The 15,586-nt window shown below is 47.3% G+C and carries 13 protein-coding genes and 5 pseudogenes; 6 read left to right on the top strand and 12 right to left on the bottom strand.

Annotated elements, in window-relative coordinates; all coding sequences use genetic code 11:
• Window positions 1-3: 3 nt before the first annotated feature.
• Window positions 4-465: a hypothetical protein gene (locus RT644_RS19235; RefSeq protein ID WP_313627677.1), complete on the bottom strand. Its 462-nt coding sequence runs from the start codon at window positions 463-465 to the stop codon at window positions 4-6.
• Window positions 466-781: 316 nt separating this feature from the next.
• Window positions 782-1,200, bottom strand: a pseudogene (locus RT644_RS19230) (transposase); the annotation flags it as partial.
• Window positions 1,201-1,526: 326 nt separating this feature from the next.
• Here RT644_RS19230 and RT644_RS19225 point away from each other — a divergent pair.
• Window positions 1,527-2,486 (top strand): hypothetical protein, encoded by a 960-nt coding sequence (locus tag RT644_RS19225; protein WP_313627675.1) that lies wholly within the window; start codon window positions 1,527-1,529, stop codon window positions 2,484-2,486.
• 119 nt (window positions 2,487-2,605) lie between these two features.
• On the opposite strand, the gene RT644_RS19220 is transcribed toward RT644_RS19225, so the two are convergent.
• The 5 genes and pseudogenes from RT644_RS19220 to RT644_RS19205 all read right to left on the bottom strand — a co-directional run.
• A complete protein-coding gene (locus RT644_RS19220; RefSeq protein ID WP_313627673.1) occupies window positions 2,606-3,061 on the bottom strand; it encodes a hypothetical protein in 456 nt (151 codons plus the stop codon).
• The gene (locus RT644_RS23670) at window positions 3,012-3,218 is read right to left on the bottom strand and encodes a hypothetical protein (RefSeq protein ID WP_409521886.1); all 207 of its coding nucleotides are present in this window, start codon (window positions 3,216-3,218) and stop codon (window positions 3,012-3,014) included. Before RT644_RS23670 ends, RT644_RS19220 begins: the two co-directional genes overlap by 50 nt.
• 224 nt (window positions 3,219-3,442) lie before the next feature.
• Window positions 3,443-3,832, bottom strand: coding sequence for a hypothetical protein (locus tag RT644_RS19215; protein WP_313627671.1), 390 nt, complete (start codon window positions 3,830-3,832; stop codon window positions 3,443-3,445).
• A gap of 12 nt (window positions 3,833-3,844) precedes the next feature.
• A pseudogene (locus RT644_RS19210) lies at window positions 3,845-4,996 on the bottom strand (RHS repeat-associated core domain-containing protein); the annotation flags it as partial.
• Window positions 4,994-5,547, bottom strand: a pseudogene (locus tag RT644_RS19205) (transposase); the annotation flags it as partial. The pseudogenes RT644_RS19205 and RT644_RS19210, both read right to left, overlap by 3 nt.
• Window positions 5,548-5,974: 427 nt before the next feature.
• On the opposite strand from RT644_RS19205, the gene RT644_RS19200 reads away from it, so the two are divergent.
• Window positions 5,975-6,205, top strand: a complete 231-nt coding sequence (locus RT644_RS19200) for a hypothetical protein (RefSeq protein ID WP_160271263.1) — start codon at window positions 5,975-5,977, stop codon at window positions 6,203-6,205.
• Window positions 6,206-6,534: 329 nt separating this feature from the next.
• On the opposite strand, the gene RT644_RS19195 is transcribed toward RT644_RS19200, so the two are convergent.
• Entirely contained in the window at window positions 6,535-8,505 is a 1,971-nt protein-coding gene (locus RT644_RS19195) for a methyl-accepting chemotaxis protein (protein ID WP_313627668.1), read from the bottom strand.
• A gap of 699 nt (window positions 8,506-9,204) precedes the next feature.
• Window positions 9,205-9,740 (bottom strand): annotated as a pseudogene (locus tag RT644_RS19190) (tyrosine-type recombinase/integrase); the annotation flags it as partial.
• Window positions 9,741-9,887: 147 nt separating this feature from the next.
• Here RT644_RS19190 and RT644_RS19185 point away from each other — a divergent pair.
• Complete coding sequence (locus RT644_RS19185; protein ID WP_240528458.1) at window positions 9,888-10,379, top strand: Imm42 family immunity protein; 492 nt, start codon at window positions 9,888-9,890, stop codon at window positions 10,377-10,379.
• Window positions 10,380-10,510: 131 nt separating this feature from the next.
• On the opposite strand, the pseudogene RT644_RS19180 reads toward RT644_RS19185, so the two are convergent.
• Window positions 10,511-10,817: pseudogene (locus RT644_RS19180) on the bottom strand (transposase); the annotation flags it as partial.
• 156 nt (window positions 10,818-10,973) lie between these two features.
• A complete protein-coding gene (locus RT644_RS19175) occupies window positions 10,974-11,660 on the bottom strand; it encodes a hypothetical protein (protein WP_269232327.1) in 687 nt (228 codons plus the stop codon).
• Window positions 11,661-12,259: 599 nt separating this feature from the next.
• Here RT644_RS19175 and RT644_RS19170 point away from each other — a divergent pair.
• Window positions 12,260-12,436: a hypothetical protein gene (locus tag RT644_RS19170; RefSeq protein ID WP_170956376.1), complete on the top strand. Its 177-nt coding sequence runs from the start codon at window positions 12,260-12,262 to the stop codon at window positions 12,434-12,436.
• A 121-nt stretch (window positions 12,437-12,557) separates the two neighbouring features.
• Window positions 12,558-13,178 (top strand): DapH/DapD/GlmU-related protein, encoded by a 621-nt coding sequence (locus RT644_RS19165; protein ID WP_160271258.1) that lies wholly within the window; start codon window positions 12,558-12,560, stop codon window positions 13,176-13,178.
• A 5-nt stretch (window positions 13,179-13,183) separates the two neighbouring features.
• On the opposite strand, the gene RT644_RS19160 is transcribed toward RT644_RS19165, so the two are convergent.
• On the bottom strand, window positions 13,184-14,536 hold the full coding sequence (locus RT644_RS19160; RefSeq protein ID WP_313627665.1) for an MFS transporter: 1,353 nt from the start codon (window positions 14,534-14,536) through the stop codon (window positions 13,184-13,186).
• A gap of 129 nt (window positions 14,537-14,665) precedes the next feature.
• Here RT644_RS19160 and RT644_RS19155 point away from each other — a divergent pair, with 129 nt between their 5' ends.
• The gene (locus RT644_RS19155; protein ID WP_313627664.1) at window positions 14,666-15,574 is read left to right on the top strand and encodes a LysR substrate-binding domain-containing protein; all 909 of its coding nucleotides are present in this window, start codon (window positions 14,666-14,668) and stop codon (window positions 15,572-15,574) included.
• Window positions 15,575-15,586: the final 12 nt, after the last annotated feature.

The raw sequence follows: 15,586 nt of genomic DNA, 5'->3' as shown, positions 1-15,586 counted from the left end.
TAATTAATAGCTGTAGTCCAGCGTGATGCTTTCCTGACGTGACGGACGAGCCTGATCGCCAGGTTTGCCGGTCAGCGTGTGTCGGAACTGTACCTGCACACCTAGATCAAACGGTAGATCATTAAATTGGGTAGTGGATGAAGAAGACCCGCCAGTTATATCAATACATTTCATGGAGCCTGCACTGTAAGGGCGAAAATAACAAAGTTGAGCTTTGTCGGAGAAGGCCGAAACATAGGCTGCAGCGTTGTATCTGACCATTGTTAATTTTTTGGAGGCGTTTAATGTTCCTTTTGGAAAATCAGTCGAACTGACATACAGATTAGTTGTTGAAGGTCCGCCTGTCCCCGTGGAGTAAATATTGATTACGGGTGCTGTTACCGCTTTAGTAATAGAGTTTGTCGCAGCCATTACTGGCAAAGACGCCATGAACAGTATGGAGAGTACTACTGCTTTCATTTCCATTGTTATTCCCTGAAATATTTCCGTTAGTTGCTCAGCTACAGAACTGACCAGCATCAGATACCATAGAGCACCATGTCCCTGGTGAGTCCATACAGCATTTCCTGTAGCACCCCACAATCCGGTTCCGGATTGGATATGCTGCGCTTATTGATGTGAATTCGCACATCGTCACAGCCAACGGCATAAATCCGGATAACTTTAGGGGTTACTACCTGATCTGGGGGGGGAGAAATTGTGTTTGCTTGACCTTCTGACCCGAATATGATCCAGCCGTAATCAGGAATAACCGGCTTCATGTTGGCTGCATATTCTGGCAACCGGCGATTTGTTCAGGCGACCAGTCCTGATGCATCTTCTCTGCGATGATTTTACACAGTGTGGGTCTTTCAATTAGCTTGCAGGGGTTTAGCCTAAGATCATTTTCCCTCGCAGCAGTATCCGCATTTTGATGCACGGTGTTGTTTTGCACCGCCGTGCCTCTTGATCTCTCGGCTAATCGTTGAGGGGGCTCTTGATAATTTGTCAGAGATGTCCTTGATGCTGCGTTTTGCTACCAGCCCTCTGGATATCTCCTCTCTTTCATCGAGCGAAAGGGCTAACGGTTGTCGCTTTCGGTCAGGGGGACGATATCCACCAGTCTGGTGGATAGTGGGCATGATAGAAGAATCATATCAGTCGAAAATATCTGGCGATACCATGCAGGGAATCGCCTTGCTTATATCTGTTCCAGATAATCGCTTTCTATTCTGGCGTGTAATTAATATGCGTTCTTCGTTTCATGGCAATGTCCCCCTTGATTAAGGATTACGTTGCATCGACCCGTTGAGCTCACAGCACGGAGTGGACATTCATTCTCAAACGTGGTTGTAATAGCATTCAGTAATCAAATAATTCTCTTCGAGTTGGATGGATAATCATTTGTAATGTTATGTTGTTTGTGATTAAAGAAAAAAAGGTCTCTGCCGATTATTACCTGAAGAGAAAGAAGTGCTTGCTGCATTCGGTAGAAATAGGGATGTACTTTTTCTATTTAACTTTAACTAAAAAACGAGTAGTTCAATATGACTAATGAGAAAATTCATACGGAATTTATCAACAAGATAGTATCAGAGTTTGATGCAGATGATAACGTTAACTACAAGTATTCGACAGGGAAATCTACCAAGCAAATTATAAAAGATATAAGAGATGCTGTTTTATTTATTAAAAGAGAAAAAGAAAATAACAAATTCGATGAGGAATGGGGTTCTTCCGTTGCGCTTAACGCGTTAGCCCTTGTGGCAATATTAATTTTTGTATTCGCTACCGGAAAGAAATCTGATTCTGAATTTATTGAAGCGTTAAGACTGCCTGCCTATATCATATCAATCATGTTATCGACAATGTGGATAGGTATTAGTATCGAAAAAACATTAATATTCAACCAGATATGGAGGTTTAAAACTGCAAAAATTATATTGTCGTTATCATTCACTGGTTTGGTTGTGTATTGTACCGCAGAGGCCTCTGCAATAATTAATGATATATTTAGTATTGATCCATCATTTTTCCCTTTTACAAGAAGCTTTCTTATTGCTTATCTCTTCTTCAAAAAAATATCTATCCTTGTTTATCTGTTAGCTTTTGTGGGTATATTGTGTTTAATCAATGTTATTTTATGCTTGAAGGCAAAGTGGGGTGGAAATAGTGATATTGATTTTCCTTTTGGGGCACTGGTTTATATATTTTTTATATGTATCTTCAGTTACTTTGCTTTAGGGTGGGTTGGTAGTAATTTCAATGATGAAGTGTTAAACAGAAAAGTATATTCATTAGCTCACCAGCTAGATTTTAACAAAAAAAACCCGTGCTCAAATTTAAAAGAAGATAAAGTAAGTGTGATTTTTCTTGGGCCAAATCAGGACAAAGTACTTGTTGACTTCAATAAAGAAGAAACGTTTACTGCCTCCGGTTTTCTTGAGGGAATCTACTGGTACACATATGACAATAATAAATTAAAAATTTTACAGTGCTTGCATTAATGTCGCATGCTAAACATTTCCATATTGCTTACTTTGATCCTAGTCTGAAATATCCACCGTGCTTCAAAGCACGGTTAAACACTGTTTAGTAGGCGAGGATCTTTTTAAATGGTAATGTCTTAGCCATCTTCAGAAAAACAGAAACTCATTTTTGTTGAAATCCAAGATAGAATAAAAGTTACTTCACTTCCCTCGAAAACTTCCTGTAAATATTTCTTCAGCAACTCGATGTCTTTTGTCATCGGAATGAACACATGGTATTCCTTAACGTCAGCTTCAATCGCCGCATCATTATTAAGCACGATGGCTAGCTTATCGGCACCAAGTTTAACAGACTGAATGGCGTCGGCAATTTCATATTCCGTCGTATCACTCTGGAACCCGATACACTTATTCACTGGTAATTCGTCCTCATCAAGTCGTCCAATAATGATGAAGTTTTTAGGGGCATGAGCATCATCCCCTATACCTATAGTGAGTACATCATCTTCTTCATAACAATTAACACAGACTGCATTGAATTGCCTAATTTTTATCATTCTTTGTCCTTGCCCTGCAAAGCTTTTCGCCTGCATGATTTCTTACCAGAAACCTGTCATTTATTATCTGTCCTGTTTCCGAAGGCCTGTTATAAACGACATCAGCACCAGTATTTATTCTTCCATTACACGATGTACACGGAGGATACTGCCCGTCAATAACAAATTCTCTGCTAAGAACGGCGGTTGGCAAGGCACTATTAATATCGAAGTGTACCGATCATCGGATAGGAGGTCAGGTAATTATAGAAAAGATATAAGCTGGATGAGTATTCCTTCCTGAGTATGTTCAACTCATCCATCCTGTAATTGACTGTGAAGATGACATTAAAAATTTGACTGCTCATAGGCAGATACGTTTACTACGTATCTGCACAGAAATTAATTTCAATCGCTTGGCCAGATGGCACTTGCATGTTATAAGAAAGCGGTTTCGCTGCTACCAATTTTTTTAAGCTCAAGCCCCTTAAATTTTATACCTATCCCATGTTCCTGATCTAAATTGGTTGAAAACATGAATCCGAAATCATCTTCCTCATCAGGAGAAAGATAAATCTTCACCAATACGATATTTTCTGCTGTTGAGCCATACACCCGTTTGCAGTATACGCGGGTTTCAGCTGTAATTTTCTGGAAGAATTCGTTCTGATTCTCAATAAGAAAATCAATGTCGGTTTTCATTTTTTCATCGGCCGAATCCGCTTCCAGGTTTATGCACTGGACGGAGTCGGAACCGAATGCCGACAGAACCAAATCTACCGAAGCTCCTTCATCATCTTCATAAAATTTCAGATCATCAGGTTTCATGAAAAACTCCTTCTATTTACAGTTTAAAGACTTGGCCGTCTTCTTGGCTTCAGCGGATTCGTACTTGACGCCATTGTATTTTTCGAATTGGCTGACAGAGCCTGAATGCGGGAAAGTTGCCTCATGAGCACTGGTTTCCACAAGCTGCATTGTAGAAGTATTCGACACCGGGTCATAGTCATTCAGATGATGCCAGGTATAGTTCTCCGGATGTGATTTTCCTGTAATATTACCGGAAGCATTTGCGTATCCTGCGATGTCATTAGCGGCCTTAAAATCGCCATATCTGCTGCCGGTCATTTGAATTTTAACGATGCTTTCCCCATGTGGGTATAAAGCATCACTACCTGAAAAATCAACCCCGGGATATCGCGAAAGACCGGTAGGATCAATCCACACCAGCGGGTTCGGCGCATACTGATAAAGGTTCCACCCACCGTTTAACCCAATCGGATCCTGAACGATAAACCGTCCGACCTGCGGGTCGTAGTAGCGGAACAGGTTGTAGTGCAGGCCGGTTTCGCTGTCGGCGTACTGCCCGGCATAGCGCAGCGGTTGATGGGACAGAGTCTGGTTCTGCAACTGTCGTGTAAAGCCTTCTGTCTGGTGCCGTATCTCGCCAAAACTGCCGTAATGGCCGCTCCATCGTACGGTACCGTTCGCATCGGTGGCTTCCAGCGGCGCGCCATTCAGGTCAGTGCTGAACCAGAAAATCTCACCGCTGTTATCGTTCTGCAGATGGTCGATTCGCGCCAGCGGACTCCAGACTTCATTCGGGTCGTAAATATAGGTACTGCAATGGCCACCCTCAAGCTGCTCCTGCAACAGGCGATAGCCCTGCCACAGGAAACAGATTTCGGAAGCACCATGGGTTGTGGTGACGATTCTGCGGGTGCGCCTGCCGAGGGCATCATAGTGATATCGCGCCTCAAAACGTCCCTCCGGCCCGGTTCCCTGCGCTGAAATAAGCTGGTTTTCGTCGTCATATACGTAATGCTGTTCATACAGGCCACTGCGGCGGCTGACAAGATTGCCCCAGTGATCATATTTCATAAACAGATTCTGCCAGTGCAGCAGACGGTTATTGGTTACCGGCAGGTCGTCATCATTGGCAGCAAGGTTATCCGCTGCGTCGTACCGGAAATGTGAGCTGCTGTGCCCCTGTATTCCGGCACGCTTCATCAGCCGCCAGACCCGGTTCACTCCGCACTGCTGTCCGGTATCACGCAGATCCAGATGGATCTTGCGATAACCATAGACGCATCCCGACTCCAGCCAGAACTGTTTAATCTGTCCTGTCAGTCTCAGGTCTGTCTGATGGCGTTGTGAATGCGGCTGCTGAAGCCAGGCGTAAAAGCCACTGGGATGAACATCCAGCACCCGACAGAGCAAACGAACAGGCCAGCAACGGCTGTTGTCGCGGATAAAGGTGTACCTCAGTCGGACAGCTTTGCGAAGTACGCCGCGGCTTTTTTTAATATGTCCCGTTCGTCCGTAACCCGCTTCAACTCTTTCTGAAGACGGCGGATCTCGGCCTGAGCATCTGACTGTTCATTATGAGTGGAAAAATCCGGGCCGTACTTCTTTATCTAGGCGTAAAGACTGTGAGTGGTGATATCGAGACGTGTTGCAACACTGGAAACAGAATGACCACGATCAACAACCTGTTTGACTGCTTCAATTTTAAACTCTTCAGGATAACGCTTACCGCTCATGGGCACCTCTCTTTAAGTCATCTTAAATGACTCTGAGGTGTCTGTTAAACCCGTGGCGATTCAATGATCGGTTTGTGATCTCTGATGGTCGATCTTTTACATTATCTGAACGTGATGTCAAATTTACATAGTTTTGTCCGGACGATTCGGGCTTTCAATTTTTGAATTTCCATTACATAGAGCTGGCGGTCGAGGCACCTGGCCCCAGCAACTGCTCTCAGCAATGACAAAGCACGGTACTGATACGCCAGGTCCGTCCGGGGTAACGCATATAATACCTGTTACCGGTTTGATTGTTCGGCTGGTTCTGGTACAGAAATATGCGATCGCCATCCGGGCGCTCTCCATAAACAGTGGTGTTATAAATATCCAGCATACTCAATCTGCCAACGAAGGAGATCACTATGCGTAAGCGAGAGGACTAGATATGTTAGAGTATAGCGTAGGTAGTTCATTGGACAGAGATGATCTTTATGCTGAATTATTATTCAATCGAGTTCAGTGGGGAGAAATTTCATTAGCTGAAGATAAAAAATCTTTAAATATAATCATTTACCCTAATGGTAATAGCATTTTTGAGTTTAAATATGATGAATTATTGCTCTTGCTTGAGAAAGCGAAAAAACATCTTCTTAGTCTTGAACCTTTAAGTGAATGATAAAATTCTGAGGCTCATATACCATAATGAATATCTCCTGAACGAAGGTGTTGCCAGTATAAAAATAACGATTTGCAGAAGAGTCGATTATCTTTGCCATATAGGAAGTCAGTTCCTGACGTGGCCTTTGTCTGCCAGCAGATTAAGCAAACCGGACAGGTGCTCCGCGAGTCCCTGGTTACCCTGCCGTAGGCCACCAGGTACATGCCCAGCGAGAAAATTATGATCAGCCTGGGCTCACCGCGTGACACTTTCCTGGCGTAAAAATTTGCGGTAACAATATGAATCGATTAGAGAAGCTCTGCTGATTTATCAGCAGAGCTTGACCTTCAGTGATGGTCGTGTCGGGTAGAGAGCTTCTGCAATACTGTCAGTTGCGCAACTGCTTCTTGCATGGCATCCATACCTGCGGTCAGGGCATGCAGGCTGCTTAGATGTGTAGCGATACTTTCCCGCTCACCATTGGTTTTACTGCTCATGGTCGCAATCGTATCAGCTGCGGAAATAGAGTGCTGTGCCATGTTGCTGGCCGTTTCCACGGTATTGTTCGCCACGTTGCGGATGCGAGAAATCGTGGTGACCGCCTGATTAATGTTTGCGGCGGTGGCATCCGCCTGTTCTTTTGAGGAACGTGCCAACCGCCGCACCTCGCTTGCAACAACGGCAAAACCACGCCCGGCATCGCCAGCCCGCGCTGCTTCTACAGCGGCATTGAGCGCCAGCAAGTTAGTCTGGAATGCAATGTTACTGATACCACTGGTAATTTCATTAATACCTGCAGATATTTTCTCCAGATCGTCCAGCCCTTCAACTAAACGGTTCTGTGCCTGCTGGCTTTGGATAGCAATATCGCTGATAGAGCGAATACTGTTTTCCGCCATCCCCAGGGTTTCATTCTGCGTCTGGGTCGCCGCTTCGAGCATCGGTAATGCCGTCATTAGCGGCCCCAGTTTCTGTTGATAGGCAACCACGCGAGAAATTACCCCACTCTGGAAATCATTCAGTGCTTCCCAGCGACGAAGCGCGCGCTGGGCATAGTGTCCCGCATAGCTGGCATATTCCACCGGGAAATTCGTCATTGCTTTCACATCATGGTTGAAAAAAACCAATGCGGATAACGTCTGGTTAATTGGCACCCCAAGAATTTCCCCAAAGCTGGAAAATCCTGCAGCTGGTAAGCCTTTAAAAAAGTGTGCGTTATGCAGATGGGACTCACTACCCAGACGACGCAGTATACAGTCGTTCATCAGGACGGCCGCAGGTTTACCAAGCCCCGTAATGAAATGATTCCAGTCCTGTTGTGTCGCCTGTTTAAAATCAGTTTCTTCGAGCAAATGCAGGCGATCACCAAATTCAAGGTCGCAAAAAAAGTGCACACCGTTACTGTCAATGGTCGCGACAGAGCGAATGAAGTACTCATCTCCTACTTTCACGCCGAAGGTGAGTCCTTTAAGTTTTTCGGTTAATTGTTGCTCATTACAGCGTAAATGTTCCGCCAGCGCGCTCGTAAAATGAACCTGCTGACCCTGTTCGTTAAATACGGATGTGACGGTACGGGCGACCGGATCCGCCTGAGCAATCAGCCAGCTTTTATTGCACGGTTTAAAATTCTGGCTTTTGAAAGGAGCGAATGATTTCCCTCTCGACATGGTGCAAAAGACAATCACTGCTTTTCCCTGCATCACCTCACCGCCCACGCTTATCCATGTACCATCAAAAGCGAGTTTTCCTCCTGCCGAACCGCCAATAGCAAGGCAGGGGAAACGACCGCAGTTATACCAGGCCTGCATCAAAAAGCCTTCTGATGCAGAAAGCCCGTCACAGTAAACCATAGCGAAAGTTTTCTCTGAGGAGAGCGGCATACGCACCTGCAGCCTTTCGAGCTCCAGCTGAATCGCTTTGATTCGATCCGGAGCGGTATGCATATCTTTCACATGTAAATCAACGATATGTACTTCGTGCTGTGCAACCAGTGAGTCGGGCAGGAACAGCCAGCTGCCCTGTTGCCCCGCGCCGTCACAATAAGTCGTTTCGCGGCCGCTGCTACTCAACGCGCCACTGGAAGAAAGGGTGATTACGGTTAAGTCGGGAGAGGATAATTGCTGCCATGCCCGGCTGACGTTTGGATAATCGGCATTAGGCGGAACAAATGTCATCAGGATCCCACGGGATTTATTACTTAAGCCTGCCGCCGATAACGATCTGGGCATATTTCGGCAATCATAAATGCCATTCGCTGGCTGGGAACGACTCCGGCGCAATGCTGCGGCTAACAAGCTTTTTATCGACATAGATGACATATCCTCACCATTTTTGAAAAACTAAATTTTTTACAGAATCTAAAGTTAGGACGAATTTATGAGGCTATATATTCTGCTTTCATTACATACTTCAAACGAAGCGTCAGATACAATTTAGAAAAATTGCTTTGATTACTTATTTCTTATCGCCTTGGCGGGCTAAATGTTTAATTATTTTTATCGGCGGATAGGCGCGGCAATTATTAAAATAGTCAAAATAATCAATATATAACGACGCATAGCAGACTATCGATATATCATCCAGTAAAAAATATATACCAATTATGTGATACGTCTCAAAATATGGGCGTAACTATCCATGGCATCAAGCCTATATATTTACAGACCTGACTGTTTCTTAGTTTTACCTTAAGATAACTGTTTACTTTGAACACTCGGCCCTGAAATCCTGCGCCATTCAGAAATAGAAGGTCACGTTTAATATCAACAAAACGGACCTTGCAGATCTCAAATCAACCCCATCCAATATAATGAAAGTGTGTGAAAAGCAGCTCAACAGTAAAAAGCAGATAAAACAGAGAAAGAAATACACAGACTGCTAAGAAAGTTTGGCGAAGCAGGCGCTCTTGAACTCCTCTGACATGGGGGAAATGCTAATGACACGCCGCCACCGGACGAAAAAAACAGTTAAAAAACAACACCTTCCTTGTAAAAGGCTCTCGCACTCCAAAGCCAGGATTATTTCGCGAAGTTAAATTTATCTCTTGCCCTGCGGAGTTTATCTTCCCCGCGCCCGTCACACTTCTGCGTGGTGGTGACGCTGGCGTAACCCATTGCATCCTTGGCCGTAATTAAGTGCTCACCATTATCGAGCAGCGCCGTTGCGAAGGTTCTTCTGAGATCATGGGGCGCGCACTTGTCGAGATCGGCCTCTTACTGACGCGTCTGCAGAATATGCTACACCGCCTGGTCGGTGAGACGGTCGTTCGTGACTCAGTCATGCCGACGGATGCCTGTGAACAGTGGGCCGGGATGTTCGCCACGAATCTGATCGGTCTACAACATTAATCGTTGTCAGGCTCCGGCCGGCACATAGGCCAGTTTTCCTTATTACCTTTGCCAGGCACTTTTAATGCATGCTCACCGGGGAGGGTATCTTCATAGCTCAGCGCCACCGCCTCTGATCGGCGCTGGCCGCAGCCAGGAATCACCGCCAGCAATGCTGCATCCCTGCCGCCTTTGCTGCTGCCGTCGGCTTCACACATAGCGCATAATCTCCATACTATAGATAGTAATGGTTACAAATAGAGATTTTCTCCAGATAATACGGGTAGTTACGATTGGTCAGGTAGTACCGCAAACATAAAAAACAAGCTTGAGTTACCAAATGACGTTAGAGCAGCCTTGAGAAAGCAGGAAGGATGGAAAATAAAATGATTATTGGAAATGCATTGGAAATTGGTATTCAATTAGAATCAATTATTGAATTGAGTTCCCCAAGTGGCCTTTTTAATTTTATTATTGATGATCGGTTAATTCCTGGTAAGGGAATAGTCACCGATCTATATGTTGTGATTTCCTCGCTAAAGGATAGTTTGAATAATAAATTAGCTGATGGTGTCATTGATATAGGGGAAATACCATTGGATGATTTGGATTTTTCAAACGGAGCCCCGGAAAATGTGCTTTGGCTTGATGTAAGTGAATTATCAGATTACGGTTGTGTTTTTTGGTTGGGATTTGATAGGGAATTCGAACGTTTGTTTTATTCAACTGATTTTGAAAAAACAATTCAGGAAAAAATATATCCAAAGGGTACAATAGAAAAACTGATTAATACTTTGCCAGATGCTAAAGATTTTATAATTAGAAGAATTAATAAAGAAGTAACGATTACTGATGTTACTGTTTAGCTATTAAAAATAAGAGTCTTAACCCGCTCGCGTTGGTTAACACACCCTGATAGGCCCGCAGGCTTGAAACCATAGAAAAAGTAGAGCAGCAAAAAATAATAGACTAAGCAAAAAATAATCTTCGGGGTTTTATTCAGGCTCCGGTAGACCTGACGAATACTGAGTCCGAATGCTGTTATCAGATACGTTACCAGTTTACGCTTAAAGACTGGTTTTAGCGCTTTTTTCGATAACGTCTTTCAGTGCCCGGTTCTCCTCTTCAAGATCCTTTATCTTTTTAATATCAGAAGATTCCATTCCATCGCGTTTAGATTTCCAGTTGCAGTAGGTGGCCTAAGTGTTACCAACCTCCCGGCAGGCATCTTTTACAATACGTCCGACTTCTACCGACTTAATCACGGTGATGCCCTGATGCTCAGTAAAACAGGCTTTACGCATGGCGATCTCTGGGGGTTGGCAGATTGAGTATGCCGGATGAACGCTAAAAATGAATGGCTTGGTTTGAAGAGATACTTACAAGCGTAACATGCTGATAGTGGCCAGCATTGCGCAACGTTGACCACTATCACAAAAGCTGAACAGGCTAAGCCTATGTCAGCGAAACCTCACACTGTGCAAAACCTTATCAATTTCATCTTTGCTGGCCTGGCTCGTGGTGTTATAGGAGACGGTCAGTACTGCTGTTTTCTCATCAAGTGGGATTTGATAGTTCTTCATTTCCCAGTCGTCATTGTCGAGGATACCTTTGCGATGAAACTCAGCAAGAAAAGCGGGAGCGCCATTAACACTGGACAGGGAGCAGGAAACAGCACTGGTTAGCTCGCTGTTGATCTTTTTCAAAGCTGGCGCTATTGAGGAGGTGATCACCTCACACACATCATCGACGTCACTTCGGCTGAAGTGGCGCAAATCATCGCTTTCGATCATGTTATCGGTAAAAACCACTTTTACTGTCGCGGTGTTTAGCTTGCCTTCTCTATTTGCATTCGCTGAAAGTGACAGGTTTTTTTCACTCTGCGGAACGCCGGTTACAGACGCGCTAACTTTTTCTATTTCTTTGGCTTGTTCTGCTGACATCAACACCCATGCTTCAGGCAGTTCAAGGCTCAGTCCATAACCTGCCTGATAGCGTTTGTAGCCTTCATGAGGCGTATCAACAGCTGTTACTGGCGGGGTTACATCTTCTTTTATTTTATTGTCATCATTCGCAATGAAGAAAATAACCTTAACGACAATAAATAACGCAACCAGCAGTAATAGCCATTTTATTCTAATCATCATTTTTCCCTGTATTCATAATACATTGCCTTTGAGTAATATCTTATAAGCTTAAGAATAATGCGGCAACTGCATGACTTATCGCGGGTAAATATAGGCGCTGCTAGGTGTAACGTCTCAGTGTTTATGCATAGCCCACTACAAATAGTAGGGCGGGGTGCAAATGGGGGAGGGTACGCCTCACTATAATATGGCTGGTATCGCGCGTTTTTTCAGTAACGTTTGTGGCGCCTGACTTTGCTATCCCTTGTCCTTATGCGAGCGGTGATCTGCCAGGGAAAATAGTTAACACGCTTTAAAATATCGGGCTGGAGCAATGCTGCTGGCTACGCAGCATGACGAAATAATGTTCATTGCGATGATCACTATTATTTCAACGAACACGGCTTTAATAATAAACCATGCATGCCAACTTCTGGCTTTACCATGGAAAAAGTTTGTTGTTTTGTTGATTACAAGGTCGTTTAGCGCTGCGAGCCGTACTTATGCGCAAAATGATAAAGAGGCTGCGTTGACGCTTTGAGTGGCAAAAAGGTGCTTCTGCCAGCACCAGCGGCCTGAATAATTGAAGCGAGTACGCTGCGGAAAACGGCGCGGGTAAGATGCGGGAACTGGTCGATCAGTTTCTGGCGTGTCAGTCTGCCTCTCATCTGGGAAATAACATCAAACTTAATCCGATGAAAAGCATCGGGTTGTATCACCGCAACGCGTTTGAGCTGCAGGTGCGGGATTATGTTCTGCATCCGAAACGTAGCTGGATGCAGGACAACGCGAAGTAACACTTATCGCTCAATGATATTAAGCCGCTTTGGTGTGGCTTTGTTTTCCCCGCCACACCCGTCATTTTCCCTACACAGAACCGGCATACAGTAGCGCGATCTGTCATGAGGGAAACCACCGATGAAGCTCGTAAAACTCGCCGAAACCTGGATAGACCCCAGCGTGCGCATACGCGAATGCAAAATTGGTCAGCAGTGTGAAGTGCTGGCCAACAGCCTGATGGAATACGCCACGCTGGGGGATTTCTCCTACCTGGGGGAATACTGCACCGTCGCCGATGCGCAGATCGGTAAATTTGTGGCGATCGCCAACAACGTGCGTATCGGTGCGCCCAATCATCCGATGGAACGCCCGTCGCAGCATCGCATCACCTACTGCCCGGAGTATTACTCTGCCAGCGCCACGCGCGATCACGATTTTTTTGCGCGTCGCCGTGGCGACAGCGTCACCATCGGCAATGATGTTTGGATCGGCCATGCGGCTATTGTGTTGCCTGGCGTCACCGTGGGTGATGGTGCGGTGATCGCCGCCGGTGCGGTAGTGAGTAAAAATGTCGCCCCTTACACCATCGTCGGTGGTGTCCCGGCAAAAACGATCCGCTTACGCTTCGCGCCGCACATCGGCCATCAGTTGCAGCAAATTGCCTGGTGGGACTGGCCGCTGGAGACCATCATCGAGCGGCTGGCTGATTTTCAGGATGAACGTATCGACGCGTTTTGCGATAAGTGGAATAAGTCGTAACCGCGCTATTGGTGCTCTCGTGCGCAGAGTGCGATCACCATTCCCGCCACTGCTGCGCCACACAGCAGATGAAACACGAATGACCACGCGGTTAAATCCGGCTTTGCGCCCAGCAGCACGGAAATGACTGCGAGCATCATCGCTCCGGCGATGTACTGGCTGGTAATCATCAGCGCACTGGCGCGGCCCTGCTGGTGCGCTGGCACTGCCGTTAACCCCACGTCGAACATTGCCGGGTAAACCAATCCGTGGCCAATACCACTCAGCGCAATGCCGAGCATAAACGCGGGCGAGAGGGGGGCTTGCAGCGAAATGGCCAGCAGCCACAGGCCGAGCGCGGCACTGGCAAATCCTGCCATTAGCACTTTTGCGCTGGCATAACGCGCCGTTAGCCGGGTGTAAAGCGCGTTGCCCGCCACAATCAGCAGCGCCAGTGGCGTAAACAGCAGTCCGGTGGTGACGGCATCAAGCTGTAATGTCTGTTGCCACAACAGTGTCATGGCGTAGAACTGGCTACCGACGCTCGCCATATAACAGGCGCTGCTCAGCCAGCCACTTTGTAAGCCTGGCAGATTGCGCAAGGTGCGTGATAACAGCGGCTGCGGGGCAAAGCGTTCATGCAAAATAAACAGCAACAACATCGCCGCCGCCAGCCGGTTGGCGAGAAAATCTGCCGCGCCCGTTTCGCCATAGCGCATTAACGCCCATACCAGCGCGCCAGCAGCCATGCAGCCAACCAGCGCACCAGCGCCGGAACGTGCCGTTTCACGTTGTGGGATCAGGTGTTGAAAATCGCGCTTCACCCGCCACAGCGCCAGCAAGCCTGGCGGCAGGTTGATAAAAAAGATCGCCCGCCAGCTTAGCGTTGTCAGTACGCCGCCGAGCACCACGCCCGCCACCAGTCCGAGTGCGCCAATCGCACTCCAGATTGCCAGTGCGCGGCGGTGCGACTCTCCGTGAAAGCGTTGCCCGATCAGGGCTAGCACCGCTGGTTGTAGTAGCGCGGCGGCGATGCCTTGCCCGGCGCGGGCAACCAGCAACAGTTCGCTACTGTATGCCAGTCCGCCGAGGGCCGACGCCAGTAAAAACAGCGCCATGCCGGCGCTGTAAATGCGCCGAGCGCCAACGCGATCGCACAAATTTCCGCCGAGCAACAGCAGCGCGGCGAAGGTCAGGCCGTAGAGCGACACCACCCACTGCATCGCACTAAGCGAGAGCTGTAAATCGTGCGTCAGCGTTGGCAGCGCAACGTAGACGATGGCGTAATCCAGCGCGATCAGCGCCTGGGCGATGCCGGGAGCCAGCAGCGCAAAATAGTGTGTTGAGGTGGGCGCAGTCAGTGCGTTGAGTTGCGTCATGGGTTTTTCCTGTTAATCTGCAAAAGGTGAGTAATATTCATGATTACTTCAGATACATAACAGGCTACGCCTTGCTTTGCGGGCAAGGCAAAGTCATATTTCTCAGCAAAAGATGAGTTAAATTCAGCTATGCGCACACGCCGTTTACCGCCGCTTTCCGCTATACGCGCTTTTGATGCCGTTGCCCGCCATGCCAGTTTTAAAGCGGCGGCGGAGGAGATTGGCGTGACGCCAACGGCAATTAGTCATCAGATCCGCGTGCTGGAGGCGTCTTTGAACCAACGGCTTTTTAACCGTTCGGCGCGCGCTGTCACCTTAACGGCTGCCGGAGAGATCCTGTTTCGTGCTTCAGGGAATATGTTTGCCACGCTGCGCGAAGCGGTTGATGCCATCGACAGTGCCAGTCTGCCGGGGGCGTTAACGCTAAGCACCACCTCCAACTTCCTGACCAACTGGCTGGTGCCGCGCCTTCCTTCGCTGCATCAGCGACACCCTGAACTGGAGCTGCGTCTGCACAGCAGTACCGACCTGGTGGATGTGCGCGGCGCAATGGCTGACTGCGTGATCCGTTACAGCATGCAGGCCGACGAGACGCTGGATAACACATTGTTGTATCGCGATCGCTTTGTGCTGGTCGCCAGCCCGCAACTGGCGCTCAAGCGCCCGCAAGATCTGGTGGGCTTAACGCTGTTTCATATCGAAAACCGCCATGTCCCGACGCCGGAGCCGGACTGGCAACACTGGCAAGCGGCGTTTGGCCCGGCAGATTTACCGGTGCAGTCCGGCATTCGATTTGATGATGAGACGCACGCGATTCAGGCGGCTATCGCCGGGCAGGGCGTGCTGCTCGCTAGCGAGTTACTGATCCAGAATGCGCTGACACAAAAGCTGCTGCGTATCGCGTTGCCTGGCAACTTACCCGGCGGGAATTATTACTTTGTGACCAGCCGCGAGAAAGCGCAGCGGCAAGATGTGCAGCAGTTTAAACAGTGGGTGCAGGGGGAGTTTGCTGCCCTGAGCATTTCGACAGAACGTTAAAAAGATGCTGTA

Origin of the sequence: Kosakonia sp. (assembly GCF_032104925.1) — a bacterium.
Lineage (GTDB): Bacteria > Pseudomonadota > Gammaproteobacteria > Enterobacterales > Enterobacteriaceae > Kosakonia.
The sequence above is the reverse complement of the archived record's forward strand: the minus strand, read 5'-3'. Positions and strand labels throughout refer to the sequence as shown.

What these genes read in the sequence shown, in the direction of transcription:
- RT644_RS19155 (WP_313627664.1), top strand. Translation starts at nt 14,666, where the DNA reads ATGCGCACACGCCGTTTACCGCCGCTTTCCGCTATACGCGCTTTTGAT.
- RT644_RS19195 (WP_313627668.1), bottom strand. Translation starts at nt 8,505, where the DNA reads ATGTCATCTATGTCGATAAAAAGCTTGTTAGCCGCAGCATTGCGCCGG.
- RT644_RS19235 (WP_313627677.1), bottom strand. Translation starts at nt 465, where the DNA reads ATGGAAATGAAAGCAGTAGTACTCTCCATACTGTTCATGGCGTCTTTG.
- RT644_RS19185 (WP_240528458.1), top strand. Translation starts at nt 9,888, where the DNA reads ATGGAAAATAAAATGATTATTGGAAATGCATTGGAAATTGGTATTCAA.
- RT644_RS19220 (WP_313627673.1), bottom strand. Translation starts at nt 3,061, where the DNA reads ATGCAGGCGAAAAGCTTTGCAGGGCAAGGACAAAGAATGATAAAAATT.
- RT644_RS19160 (WP_313627665.1), bottom strand. Translation starts at nt 14,536, where the DNA reads ATGACGCAACTCAACGCACTGACTGCGCCCACCTCAACACACTATTTT.
- RT644_RS19165 (WP_160271258.1), top strand. Translation starts at nt 12,558, where the DNA reads ATGAAGCTCGTAAAACTCGCCGAAACCTGGATAGACCCCAGCGTGCGC.
- RT644_RS19200 (WP_160271263.1), top strand. Translation starts at nt 5,975, where the DNA reads ATGTTAGAGTATAGCGTAGGTAGTTCATTGGACAGAGATGATCTTTAT.
- RT644_RS19225 (WP_313627675.1), top strand. Translation starts at nt 1,527, where the DNA reads ATGACTAATGAGAAAATTCATACGGAATTTATCAACAAGATAGTATCA.
- RT644_RS19170 (WP_170956376.1), top strand. Translation starts at nt 12,260, where the DNA reads ATGCGGGAACTGGTCGATCAGTTTCTGGCGTGTCAGTCTGCCTCTCAT.
- RT644_RS19215 (WP_313627671.1), bottom strand. Translation starts at nt 3,832, where the DNA reads ATGAAACCTGATGATCTGAAATTTTATGAAGATGATGAAGGAGCTTCG.
- RT644_RS19175 (WP_269232327.1), bottom strand. Translation starts at nt 11,660, where the DNA reads ATGATGATTAGAATAAAATGGCTATTACTGCTGGTTGCGTTATTTATT.